General features: G+C 59.4%; 13 protein-coding genes. 11 read left to right on the forward strand and 2 right to left on the reverse strand.

Features of this window, described 5'->3' with window-relative positions; all coding sequences use genetic code 11:
* Nucleotides 1-67 precede the first annotated feature (67 nt).
* The 7 genes from LWH94_RS11285 (at nucleotide 68) to infA (ending at nucleotide 5,692) form a co-directional block, all read left to right on the forward strand.
* A complete protein-coding gene (locus tag LWH94_RS11285) occupies nucleotides 68-1,120 on the forward strand; it encodes an agmatine deiminase family protein (protein ID WP_332875489.1) in 1,053 nt (350 codons plus the stop codon).
* Complete coding sequence (locus LWH94_RS11290; protein ID WP_094624184.1) at nucleotides 1,117-2,022, forward strand: carbon-nitrogen hydrolase; 906 nt, start codon at nucleotides 1,117-1,119, stop codon at nucleotides 2,020-2,022. The genes LWH94_RS11285 and LWH94_RS11290 overlap by 4 nt, the downstream gene beginning before the upstream one ends.
* 7 nt (nucleotides 2,023-2,029) lie before the next feature.
* Nucleotides 2,030-2,941 carry an AAA family ATPase gene (locus tag LWH94_RS11295; RefSeq protein ID WP_022989142.1) on the forward strand — a complete coding sequence of 304 codons (912 nt, stop codon included), beginning with the start codon at nucleotides 2,030-2,032 and terminating at the stop codon, nucleotides 2,939-2,941.
* A 54-nt stretch (nucleotides 2,942-2,995) separates the two neighbouring features.
* A complete protein-coding gene (trxB, locus tag LWH94_RS11300) occupies nucleotides 2,996-3,949 on the forward strand; it encodes a thioredoxin-disulfide reductase (protein WP_058340030.1) in 954 nt (317 codons plus the stop codon).
* A gap of 15 nt (nucleotides 3,950-3,964) precedes the next feature.
* Nucleotides 3,965-4,678: a leucyl/phenylalanyl-tRNA--protein transferase gene (gene aat / locus LWH94_RS11305; RefSeq protein ID WP_058340031.1), complete on the forward strand. Its 714-nt coding sequence runs from the start codon at nucleotides 3,965-3,967 to the stop codon at nucleotides 4,676-4,678.
* Nucleotides 4,679-5,392, forward strand: coding sequence for an arginyltransferase (locus tag LWH94_RS11310; RefSeq protein ID WP_232902280.1), 714 nt, complete (start codon nucleotides 4,679-4,681; stop codon nucleotides 5,390-5,392).
* 81 nt (nucleotides 5,393-5,473) lie between these two features.
* Nucleotides 5,474-5,692 carry a translation initiation factor IF-1 gene (gene infA, locus LWH94_RS11315; protein ID WP_014421226.1) on the forward strand — a complete coding sequence of 73 codons (219 nt, stop codon included), beginning with the start codon at nucleotides 5,474-5,476 and terminating at the stop codon, nucleotides 5,690-5,692.
* 53 nt (nucleotides 5,693-5,745) lie between these two features.
* On the opposite strand, the gene clpA is transcribed toward infA, so the two are convergent.
* Entirely contained in the window at nucleotides 5,746-8,016 is a 2,271-nt protein-coding gene (gene clpA, locus LWH94_RS11320) for an ATP-dependent Clp protease ATP-binding subunit ClpA (protein ID WP_199455984.1), read from the reverse strand.
* Nucleotides 8,017-8,034: 18 nt separating this feature from the next.
* Nucleotides 8,035-8,394 carry an ATP-dependent Clp protease adapter ClpS gene (gene clpS, locus LWH94_RS11325; protein WP_022987989.1) on the reverse strand — a complete coding sequence of 120 codons (360 nt, stop codon included), beginning with the start codon at nucleotides 8,392-8,394 and terminating at the stop codon, nucleotides 8,035-8,037.
* Nucleotides 8,395-8,691: 297 nt separating this feature from the next.
* Here clpS and LWH94_RS19420 point away from each other — a divergent pair, with 297 nt between their 5' ends.
* The 4 genes from LWH94_RS19420 to mnmA all read left to right on the forward strand — a co-directional run.
* Nucleotides 8,692-9,003 (forward strand): cold shock domain-containing protein, encoded by a 312-nt coding sequence (locus LWH94_RS19420; RefSeq protein WP_058340033.1) that lies wholly within the window; start codon nucleotides 8,692-8,694, stop codon nucleotides 9,001-9,003.
* A gap of 127 nt (nucleotides 9,004-9,130) precedes the next feature.
* Nucleotides 9,131-9,769, forward strand: a complete 639-nt coding sequence (locus tag LWH94_RS11335) for a pseudouridine synthase (protein ID WP_022987991.1) — start codon at nucleotides 9,131-9,133, stop codon at nucleotides 9,767-9,769.
* Entirely contained in the window at nucleotides 9,766-10,215 is a 450-nt protein-coding gene (locus LWH94_RS11340; RefSeq protein WP_199455982.1) for an NUDIX hydrolase, read from the forward strand. The genes LWH94_RS11335 and LWH94_RS11340 overlap by 4 nt, the downstream gene beginning before the upstream one ends.
* 51 nt (nucleotides 10,216-10,266) lie before the next feature.
* On the forward strand, nucleotides 10,267-11,397 hold a 1,131-nt coding region (gene mnmA / locus LWH94_RS11345), incomplete at its 3' end, for a tRNA 2-thiouridine(34) synthase MnmA (protein ID WP_232902281.1).

The following is an 11,397-nucleotide window of genomic DNA, read 5'->3' on the forward strand; positions in this document are numbered from 1 at the left end:
TGTCCTGACGTTGCCTTAGCGGTCAGATAGAATGACTGCTTTTTGCGAACCAAGGTGGCAGATAACAGTGACTTCCAGACGAGTGTTGCCTGCGGAATGGGCTCCCCAGAGCGCAGTAATGTTGACCTGGCCTCACCCCGGAACCGACTGGGCCCGGATGATGGCAGATGCAGAACAGGTCTTCCTCGACATTGCCAAAGCGGTACTGCGCTTTGAACATTTGGTAATCAGTTGTGAGTTTGTGGCCGGGCTGCAAAAGCTGGGTCAGGAACTGAACCAGTACGCTGAAGACAACAACCTCCCCGGCCGCGTTGTGGCCGTACCGGCCCCGGCCAATGACACCTGGGCACGGGACCACGGCCCCATTACCGTTACCGATGCTGACAGCGCCACGCTTCTGGATTTCAGCTTCAACGCCTGGGGCGGAAAATTCCCCTGGGAGAAAGACAACGCCCTCAACCGACACCTGGCCAATGCAGGCGTATTCGGCAAGACACCGATGCAAGCGGTGGATTTTGTCCTGGAAGGCGGCTCCATTGAGTCTGACGGCCAGGGCACCATCCTGGCCACCAGCGAATGCCTGCTGACCCCCACCCGCAACCCGGACCTTGATCGCTCAGACATCGAACATCGGCTCTCCGAGTTGCTGGGCGCAGACCGCATATTGTGGCTCAACCACGGCTACCTGGCCGGCGACGACACCGACAGCCACATCGACACCCTCGCCCGCTTCTGCGCCCCGGACCACATCTGTTATGTCACCTGTCCGGATGTGGCAGACGAACACTACAGCGCCCTGGCCGCCATGGAAGAGGAACTGCAGGAGTTCCGCCAGCAGGATGGCAGCCCCTACAAGCTGACTGCCCTGCCCTGGCCCGATGCCATCTATGACGAAGAGGGCGAGCGCCTGCCGGCCACCTATGCCAACTTCCTGATTATCAACGATGCAGTTCTTTTGCCGGTCTACGATGTGCCGCAAGATCCGGAAGCCATTCGCATCATGGGTGAGATCTTCCCGGAGCGGGAAATCATTCCCGTTAACTGCCGTCCACTGATCCACCAGCATGGCAGCCTGCACTGTGTCACCATGCAGATTCCTGCCGGAGTCGTTTCCCTATGAGCCAGCTGAAAATCGCTGCTATCCAGCAAAAGTGCAGTAACGACAAAGCCGCCAGCCTGGCAACCTCCGAAAAACTGGTGCGGGAAGCCGCCACCGGGGGGGCGCAACTGGTGGTACTGCAGGAGCTGCACGCCACCCTGTATTTTTGCCAGACCGAAGACACCGCCGTTTTCGAACTCGCCGAACCCATTCCCGGCCCCACCAGCAACCGCCTGTCGGAGCTGGCCAGGGAGCTCGGCATTGTGCTGGTAGGCTCTATCTTCGAGCGCCGGATGAACGGGGTGTATCACAACACCTCGGTAGTGTTTGATACCGACGGCAGCCTGGCCGGGATCTACCGGAAAATGCACATCCCGGACGACCCGGGCTTCTACGAAAAGTTCTATTTCACCCCGGGCGACGCCCGCTTCAACAATGGCGACAGCGGCTTTACCCCGATCAATACCTCCGTCGGCAAGCTCGGGGTATTGGTGTGCTGGGACCAGTGGTACCCGGAAGCCGCCCGCCTGATGGCGCTGGCCGGCGCGGAAATCCTGATCTATCCCACGGCCATCGGCTGGGACATTACCGACGAAGCCGACGAACAGGCCCGCCAGCTGGAAGCCTGGGTGACCGTTCAGCGGGGCCATGCGGTGGCTAACAACCTGCCGGTGATTGCCCCCAACCGGGTGGGCACTGAACCCGACCCGTCTGGCCAGGGCGACGGCATCCGCTTCTGGGGCAACAGTTTTATCTGCGGGCCCCAGGGCGAATTCCTGGCCCGGGCCGACGATGAAAGCGAATGTATTCTGACCGCCACGCTGGACCGCGACCGGACTGAATCCGTCAGGCGTATCTGGCCGTATCTTCGGGATCGGCGCATTGATGCCTACGACGACATTCTCAAACGGGTACGGGACTGAGGCCTGCATGAAACAGAAAATGGACAGCGTGGTTGCCGAGCTCAACAAGATTCTGCTGGGCAAAGACAACCAGATCCGCCTGGCCCTGTGTGGCCTGCTGGCCCGCGGCCACCTGCTGATCGAAGACATACCGGGCATGGGCAAGACTACACTGTCCCACGCGCTGGCGAAGATCATGGGGCTGAGCTATCAACGCATCCAGTTCACCAACGACCTGCTACCCGCGGACGTTCTGGGTTATTCGATGTACGACCGGGAGGCCGGCAGCCTGGTGTTTCACCCGGGCCCGATCTTTGCCCAGGTGGTACTGGCAGACGAAATCAACCGGGCCTCGCCCCGCACCCAGAGTGCCCTGCTGGAAGCGATGGAAGAGCGCCAGGTATCCATTGAAGGCGAAACCCGGCCACTGCCCTCTCCGTTCTTTGTGATTGCCACCCAGAACCCCATTGAACAGGGCGGCACCTTTCCGCTGCCGGAATCCCAGCTCGACCGTTTTCTGATGCGCCTGCAACTGGGCTATCCGGACCCGAAAGCGGAACGGGAGTTACTGGAAGGCGAAGACCGCCGCGCCATCACCGGGCGGCTGCAGGCCATACTGCCCCAGCCGGAGCTGGAAGCGGCTCAGGCCGCCGTCGAAAAAGTCAGCGCCAGCCCTGCCCTGCTGGACTACCTGCAGCGACTGCTTGAACAAAGCCGGCGCATGCCAGGCCTGGTCTACGGCCTGTCGCCGCGAGCCGGCCTCGGGCTGTTGAGGGCCGCCAAGGCCTGGGCCCTGATGGCGGGGCGTGACCACGTGCTGCCAGACGACGTCCAGGCAGTGTTCCCCTCCGTGGCCGAGCACCGGCTTGAGCAGGGCGAATCCGGCAAGAGCAAAGAGCGGGTGCGACAGCTGCTGACCACGGTCTCGGTACTTGAATAATCCGGCTCCGGCCTCATACATCCAGATTACATATCACATACCAGCGAGATTCCCATGAGCGAAACACAGCACTCCCGACTGATCATTCTTGGTTCCGGCCCCGCAGGTTACACCGCAGCAGTCTATGCCGCCCGCGCCAACCTGAACCCGACCCTGATTACCGGCATTGAAGTGGGTGGACAGCTCACCACCACCACAGACGTGGACAACTGGCCGGGCGACAACGACGGCGTTCAGGGCCCTGAACTGATGCAGCGCATGCAGAAGCACGCAGAGCGCTTCGAAACCAGCATCGTGTACGACACCATCAACGAAGCGGACCTGCAGAATCGCCCGTTCCGCCTCAAGGGCGACAGCGGCGAGTACACCTGCGACGCCCTGATCATCGCCACCGGCGCCTCCGCCATGTACCTGGGCCTGGAATCCGAAGAGAAGTTCAAGGGCCAGGGCGTATCAGCCTGCGCTACCTGCGATGGTTTCTTCTACCGCAAGCAGAAAGTCGCTGTGATCGGTGGTGGCAACACCGCCGTTGAAGAAGCCCTGTACCTGTCGAACATTGCCGATGAAGTCACCCTGGTACATCGCCGCGACAAGCTCCGCTCTGAGAAAATCCTGCAGGACAAGCTGTTCGAAAAGGCCGAGAACGGCAACGTGAAGATCGTCTGGAACCACACCCTGGATGAAGTACTGGGCGACGGTACCGGCGTAACCGGCATGCGCATCAAGAGCACCGAAGACGGCAGCACCCGGGACATCGACCTGGCCGGCGTATTCATCGCCATCGGCCACAAGCCGAACACCAGCCTGTTCGAAGGCCAGCTCGACATGGACAACGGCTATCTGCGTATCCAGTCCGGCCTGAACGGCATGGCCACCCAGACCAGCATTCCGGGCGTATTCGCCGCCGGCGATGTAGCGGACCACGTTTACCGCCAAGCTGTTACCTCCGCCGGTTTCGGCTGCATGGCCGCCCTGGATGCCGAGAAATTCCTGGACCAGCAGGACTAAAACGGCCATCACGGAATGACCTCTCTACCCTGGCTGAAGCCGGAGGAACTTTGGTTCCCTCCGGCCGACGAAGCACTGGACGATCCGGACGGTCTTCTCGCCGCGGGTGGCGACCTGTCCCGGAGCCGGCTCCTGCTGGCTTACCGGAACGGCATCTTCCCCTGGTTCAGTGACGACCAGCCCATTCTCTGGTGGTCCCCCAATCCCCGTTGCGTCCTGTTTCCGGACGAAGTCCACGTATCCCGCAGCCTGCGCCGCACCCTGAACCAGCACCGGTTCGAGGTTACCGCAGACCGATGCTTCAGCCGCATTATCCGGTTGTGTGCCACCACCCGCGCCGAAGGCACCTGGATTACCGACGACATGATCCAGGCCTATACCGACCTGCACCGGCACGGCACCGCACACTCCATCGAAGTCTGGAACCGCAAGGGTGAGCTGGCCGGGGGCATGTACGGCATTGCCCTGGGGCGTTGCTTCTTCGGTGAATCCATGTTTTCCCTGGAAACCAATGCTTCCAAGGTTTTGATGGTGCACCTGGCCCGTCAGCTGGCACAATGGGGTTACAGACTGATGGACTGCCAGGTCGAGAGCGACCATCTGCTCAGCATGGGTGCGAGCACTATTCCCAGGGACGAGTTTTTATCTATACTCGGGAAGTACGTGGATCAAAAACCGGAAAAGGAAGACTGGGCCTTCAACTGGCGCTGGCCCGGGCCGGAGGAATGAATGAGCAATCTCAGAACGCTGGTCTTCTTCGCAACGCCGCCCCACGACTGCAGTTACCTGCCGGATCGCGAAGCCACCACGATGTTTGTGGACCCGAGGGCCAACGTCGACAAGAAACTCTACAGCCAACTGACGGCACTGGGGTTCCGGCGCAGTGGCTCCCACTATTACCGCCCCCATTGTGAACATTGCAATGCCTGCGTGCCGGTACGCCTGAAGGTAGATCAGTTCCAGCCGGACCGTAACCAGCGCCGTGTTTTGCGCAAGAATGAAGACTTGTCGTGCCGCATGGTGCCCGCCGCGTTCAGCGAACGTTATTACCGGCTGTACGCCCACTACATTGAAGAGCGCCACCGCGATGGCGACATGTACCCTCCCTCTAGGGAGCAGTTCACATCGTTCCTGGTAGACGGCGCCACCGACTCCTGGTTCCTGGAAATTTCCCTGGGAGACGAACTGGCCGGCCTGGCGGCGGTCGACCTGCTGGATGACGGCTTGTCCGCCATCTACACCATTTTTGCTCCGGAACTGGAAGACCGGAGCCTGGGCACCTTTGCCGTGCTCTGGCAGATTGAAGAAGCCCGGCGCCGGGGCTTGCCCCATCTGTACCTGGGTTACTGGATCCGGGAATGCCGTAAAATGAACTACAAAACCCGTTTCAAACCCATCGAAGCGCTGCGCGACGGGCACTGGCGAGAACTGCAATCAGACTGACTTTTGCCAAACGGCAAGAATTCAGGCAGAATTGCGCAATTTAAAATCACCGAAAAGCATTCCGAACGAGGTTTCTACTGAATGGCGAAATCAGATGTCATTGAAATGGAAGGCGTTATTATCGACACCCTTCCCAACACCATGTTCCGCGTTGAGCTGTCCAACGGCCACGTTGTGACTGCCCACATCTCAGGAAAAATGCGCAAGAACTACATCCGCATCCTGACCGGAGACAAGGTCAAGGTTGAGCTGACTCCCTATGACCTGAGCAAGGGCCGCATCGTATACCGCGCCCGTTAACCTGCTCGAGTGACATCTGAAAAGCCCCGCAAATGCGGGGCTTTTTTGTTGCTTCAGAGGGCTTCTGCCGGTTCGTTCTCGTACTCGAACACCAGCTCGTCGCCTTTCAGGTGGATGAACACATCCCCACCCTTCTCTGCCAGGCTTCCGAACAGGATCTGCTCGGCCAGTGGCCGCTTGATCTTGTCCTGGATCAGACGCGCCATCGGGCGTGCGCCCATGGTCACATCGTAACCCTTCTCGGCCAGCCACACCTTGGCAGCCTCATCCACATGCAACACCACGTGTTTCTCATCCAGTTGCGCCTGCAACTCGGTGAGGAACTTGTCCACCACATGGGTAATGGTGGCCTTCTGCAGGTCAGCAAACTGGATAATGCCATCCAGGCGGTTACGGAACTCCGGCGTGAAGGTCTTGCTGATCACTTCCATACCGTCGGTGCTGTGATCCTGTTCGCTGAAGCCGATGGAACGGCGAGCCATGCTCTCGGCGCCGGCGTTGGTGGTCATCACCAGGATCACGTGGCGGAAATCCGCCTTGCGGCCGTTGTTATCGGTCAGGGTACCGTGGTCCATCACCTGCAGCAGCAGGTTGAACACCTCGGGGTGCGCCTTCTCGATTTCATCCAGCAGCAACACACAGTGCGGATGCTTGTTGACCGCCTCGGTCAGCAGGCCGCCCTGGTCGTAACCGACATAGCCCGGAGGCGCGCCGATCAACCGCGATACGGTATGGCGCTCCATGTATTCGGACATATCGAAGCGAACCAGTTCGATGCCCAGAACCTTGGCCAGCTGCTTGGTCACTTCCGTCTTACCAACACCGGTCGGACCGGCAAACAGGAAGGCACCTTCCGGCTTCTCAGGTGCTTTCAGGCCGGCGCGGGCCAGCTTGATGGCCGTAGCCAGGGATTCGATGGCCGGATCCTGCCCGAACACCACCATTTTCAGATCCCGCTCCAGGTTACGCAGCAGGTCTTTGTCGCTGGTGGAAACGTTCTTCGGCGGAATGCGCGCAATGTTCGCCACCACGTCTTCGATATCCGAAACTTCGATGGTCTTCTTGCGCTTGTCTTCCGGCTGCAGCCGCTGCCGGGCCCCGGCTTCGTCGATCACGTCAATGGCCTTGTCCGGCAGGTGGCGATCGGTGATATACCGGTCTGCCAGCTCTGCAGCCACGCGCAAGGCCTGGTCGGTGTAGGTCAGGTCGTGGTGTTTCTCGAAATTCGGCTTCAGGCCTTTGAGAATCTGGTAGGTATCTTCAACACTCGGCTCGTTCACATCGATTTTCTGGAAGCGACGGGCCAGGGCGCTGTCTTTCTCGAAGATTCCCCGGAACTCCTGGAACGTTGTCGAACCAATGCAGCGCAGTTCGCCGGAACTGAGCATCGGCTTGAGCAGGTTCGAGGCATCCATCACACCGCCGGATGCCGAACCGGCACCGATGATGGTGTGGATCTCGTCGATAAACAGGATGGCATGATCCTGTTTTTTCAGGTCGCTTAGCAGGCCCTTCAGGCGCTTTTCGAAATCACCGCGGTACTTGGTACCGGCCAGCAACGCGCCCATATCGAGGGAATACACCACCGCATCGGAGATGATATCCGGCACCTGGCCGTCAACAATGCGCTTGGCCAGGCCCTCGGCGATGGCGGTTTTACCGACACCGGCCTCGCCCACCAGCAAGGGGTTGTTCTTGCGACGGCGCACCAGGATTTGCACCACCCGCTCCACTTCGTGCTCGCGGCCGATCAACGGGTCGATCCGGCCCTGCCGTGCCTGTTCATTCAGGTTGGTTGCGTAGCTGTCCAGCGGGCTGGACTGGCTGCCTTCTTCTCCGGCTTCTTCGTGGGCGGAATGATCCAAACCGTCCTGGTCTTCTGCACCCTGTACCCGGGAAATTCCGTGGGAGACAAAGTTGACCACATCGATCCGGGCAATGTTCTGCTTCTTCAGCACGTACACCGCCTGGCTTTCCTGCTCACTGAAAATCGCCACCAGTACGTTGGCGCCGGTGACTTCTTTCTTGCCGGAAGACTGCACATGGAATACCGCCCGCTGCAGCACACGCTGGAAGCCCAGTGTCGGCTGGGTTTCGCGTTCGCTGTCGGTGCTCGGTATCAGAGGTGTGGTTGAATCCACGAATTCGACCAGCTCTTCCTCGAGCCGCTGGAGGTCTGCACCACAGGCTTTGAGAACGCCCACCGCCGATTCGTTGTCGAGAAGGGCCAACAACAAATGCTCCACGGTCATAAACTCATGACGCTTGTCCCGGGCATTTTTGAAGGCCGTATTCAGCGTAATTTCAAGATCTTTGCTCAGCATGGGCCACCCCGCCGTCTATCAGTCAGCACGTTCAATCTCACAAAGGAGCGGATGCTCACATTCCGAAGAATACTGATTCACCTGTGCCGCCTTTGTTTCTGCGATGTCACGGGTATATACCCCACATACGGCTTTTCCCTGCGTATGGACGAGCAGCATCACCTGCGTCGCCTTTTCCTCATTCATTCCGAAGAACTTCATCAATACTTCCACCACGAAGTCCATGGGTGTGTAATCGTCGTTCAGGAGCACCACCCTGAATCGGGCCGGGCGCTTCAGGGCAGGCTTTTCAGGCGCAACACTGACCCCCTCATGGCGCCCTGGCTGTTCGTCCTCCCCCTGATTGAATACTAGTAGAGAATTCTTAATTGTCCGCATGGTTCTGTTTACCGGTTATTCGGTTTCCTGACTAAATGTGGTTGCCCGACTGCGGCTTTTCAAGCCGGAAGCGGAGCAAGCGTGCGTTATTTATCAATACGGACATGATACAGCTTCCAGACCTGCTTCAACCACTCATTCACCCCGTCAGAACTCTTGACTCAGACGCCGGATTGGCAGAGAGTTAACCTGCATTGTAAAACAATGTAAATAAACACAAGACTTATGTAACCAGAAGCAACACACGCACAACGCTCAATCCAATAATAAGACAGACAGGGAACAAGGGAGTTCATCATGCCAAAAGGCAAAGTCAAATGGTTCAACAACGCCAAGGGATACGGCTTTATTATCGAAGACGGCTGCAGTGACGATCTGTTCGCCCATTTTTCTTCGGTACAGATGGAGGGTTATAAAACCCTGAAGGCGGGCCAGTCGGTCACCTTCGACAAAAAGCCGGTCGAAAAAGGCGTTCACGCCATCAACATCGTACCCGATGAAGCGCCAGCAAAGCGGGAACCGGGCCAGGAGTCCAGGCAAGGCGGCGAGTCCCCGGATAGCGGGCTGTCAGGCCACTCGGGGTATCCTCCGAGAGCTGTTAACGGCTGAGACAGTCGCGGCGATTATTTCCCCGATTCCTGCCGGGTAGCCGGCAGGCCGTGTTTTTTTGTGCTTTTTCCGGAATTCCGAATCCTTTAGGCTTGCCACTCCTCCGTATTACCAACAGGAACCGTGCATGGCCGAGCTGATTCTGTTCAACAAACCTTTCCAGGTGCTGAGCCAGTTCACCGATGACCGCGCCGGACAACCCCGCGCAACCCTTGCCCAATGGATTAAAAAGCCCGGTTTCTACCCCGCCGGCCGGCTGGACTATGACTCCGAAGGCCTGTTGCTGCTGACCAACCACGGCGCGCTGCAGCACCGGATTGCCTCCCCCACCAACAAAATGCCGAAAACCTACTGGGTCCAGATTGAAGGGGAGATCTCCGACGATGCAATCGCACAACTGTGCAGCGGTGTCGAACTGAAAGACGGCCTGACCCGCCCCGCCAGCGCCAGGCGGATGGCAGAACCGGATGTCTGGGCCCGGGTACCTCCGGTGCGTTACCGTGAATCCATCCCCACCAGCTGGCTGGAACTCACCATTACCGAAGGCCGTAACCGGCAGGTGCGGCGCATGACAGCCGCCGTGGGCTACCCTACCCTGAGACTGATCCGCTACCGGATAGGGGACTGGACACTGGACGGCCTGAAACCCGGCCATTTCCGCCTTGAAACCATTCACTTGCCAGACACTCCGCCGGCCGGCAAACAAAACCCGCGCAGGGCCAGGCCCGGGCGCCGCACTACCAACAGGAGGCCAAGCCGAAAATGACCTGGAAACCCCATGCCACCGTGGCCGTTGTGGCCGAAGACGAACAGGGCCGCTTTCTGCTGGTTGAAGAGGAAAGCCACGGCAAGGTCGTTTTCAACCAGCCTGCCGGGCATATCGAGGAAGGCGAAGCCATTCTGGATGCAGTCCGGCGCGAAGCACTGGAAGAAACCGGCTGGCAGGTTGAGCCGGAGTCCTTCCTTGGCGTTTACACCTACAAGGCCCCGGCCAACGGCGTTACCTACTACCGCTTCTGTTACGCCGCCAAAGCCGTCAGGCAAATCACCACCGAGCTGGATACCGGCATTATCGCCCCGCACTGGCTTACCCTGGACGAAATCCGCAACCTGGGCACCCGGCTGCGCAGCCCGCTGGTGCTGCAGTGCATCGAGGATTACCGAAACGGCCGGCGATTCCCCCTTGAAGTGGTGGTCGACGGACAGACGTAACCGCCACAAGATGGTAAAATCGCCCCTTTTCAGCGGTAACCCGGAAAACCAATGACCCAGACTGCAGAACCCAAGACTCCCCAGAACACCCGCGTGATCGTCGGCATGTCCGGCGGCGTGGACTCCTCCGTAGCTGCCTGGTTGCTGAAAGACCAGGGCTACCAGGTGGAAGGCCTGTTCATGAAGAACTGGGATGAAGACGACGGCACCGAGTACTGCACTGCCATGACAGACCTGGCCGATGCCCAGGCGGTGGCCGATGCCATCGGTATCAAGCTGCACACCGCCAGCTTTGCCGCCGAATACTGGGACCGGGTGTTCGAGCATTTCCTGTCCGAATACAGCGCCGGGCGCACCCCGAACCCGGACATCCTGTGCAACAAGGAAGTAAAATTCCGCGCTTTCCTGGATTACGCCGTCACCCTGGGCGCCGACTACATTGCCACCGGCCACTACACCCGCCAGCGCCCCCTCAACGATGGCAGTGGCAAAGCGCAACTGCTGAAGGGACTGGATCCGAACAAAGACCAGAGCTACTTCCTGCACGCCGTCTCCGGCGACCGCATCGCCCGCACCCTGTTCCCGGTGGGCGAACTGGAAAAGCCGGAAGTTCGCCGCATTGCCGAAGCCCAGGGTTTTGTAACCCACGACAAGAAAGATTCCACCGGTATCTGCTTCATCGGCGAGCGCAAGTTCACCGACTTCCTGAAGCAATACCTGCCGGCCCAGCCCGGCAACATTGAAACGCCGGACGGCAAGGTGATCGGCAAGCACCAGGGACTGATGTACCACACCATTGGCCAGCGCCAGGGTCTGGGCATTGGCGGCCTGGCGGAGTTTGGCGATGAACCCTGGTACGTGGCAGAAAAAGACCTGTCCCGCAACGTGCTGATCGCCGTTCAGGGCAAGAACCACCCGCTGCTGTTTTCCCGGGGCCTGGTCTCCGGCCCCATCGACTGGGTCGCAGGCGAACCGCCGGCGCAGCAGTTCCGGTGCAAGGCCAAAACCCGTTACCGCCAGCCGGACCAGGACTGCGAAGTCACGATCATCGATGGAGGCGTGAAGGTGGTCTTTGACGATGCCCAGCGTGCGGTGACCCCTGGGCAGTCTGTAGTGTTCTACCAGGGCGAAGTCTGTCTCGGTGGTGGTGTGATTGAAGCAACCTGGCGCGATGGCGACCCC

Source organism: Marinobacter sp. G11 (assembly GCF_021282325.1).
Lineage (GTDB): Bacteria > Pseudomonadota > Gammaproteobacteria > Pseudomonadales > Oleiphilaceae > Marinobacter > Marinobacter vinifirmus.

Excerpts from the sequence above, each read along its gene's own strand:
- infA (WP_014421226.1), top strand. The coding sequence starts at position 5,474 with ATGGCGAAATCAGATGTCATTGAAATGGAAGGCGTTATTATCGACACC.
- aat (WP_058340031.1), top strand. The coding sequence starts at position 3,965 with ATGACCTCTCTACCCTGGCTGAAGCCGGAGGAACTTTGGTTCCCTCCG.
- trxB (WP_058340030.1), top strand. The coding sequence starts at position 2,996 with ATGAGCGAAACACAGCACTCCCGACTGATCATTCTTGGTTCCGGCCCC.
- clpA (WP_199455984.1), bottom strand. The coding sequence starts at position 8,016 with ATGCTGAGCAAAGATCTTGAAATTACGCTGAATACGGCCTTCAAAAAT.
- LWH94_RS11295 (WP_022989142.1), top strand. The coding sequence starts at position 2,030 with ATGAAACAGAAAATGGACAGCGTGGTTGCCGAGCTCAACAAGATTCTG.
- LWH94_RS11310 (WP_232902280.1), top strand. The coding sequence starts at position 4,679 with ATGAGCAATCTCAGAACGCTGGTCTTCTTCGCAACGCCGCCCCACGAC.
- LWH94_RS11340 (WP_199455982.1), top strand. The coding sequence starts at position 9,766 with ATGACCTGGAAACCCCATGCCACCGTGGCCGTTGTGGCCGAAGACGAA.
- clpS (WP_022987989.1), bottom strand. The coding sequence starts at position 8,394 with ATGCGGACAATTAAGAATTCTCTACTAGTATTCAATCAGGGGGAGGAC.
- LWH94_RS11335 (WP_022987991.1), top strand. The coding sequence starts at position 9,131 with ATGGCCGAGCTGATTCTGTTCAACAAACCTTTCCAGGTGCTGAGCCAG.
- LWH94_RS19420 (WP_058340033.1), top strand. The coding sequence starts at position 8,692 with ATGCCAAAAGGCAAAGTCAAATGGTTCAACAACGCCAAGGGATACGGC.
- LWH94_RS11290 (WP_094624184.1), top strand. The coding sequence starts at position 1,117 with ATGAGCCAGCTGAAAATCGCTGCTATCCAGCAAAAGTGCAGTAACGAC.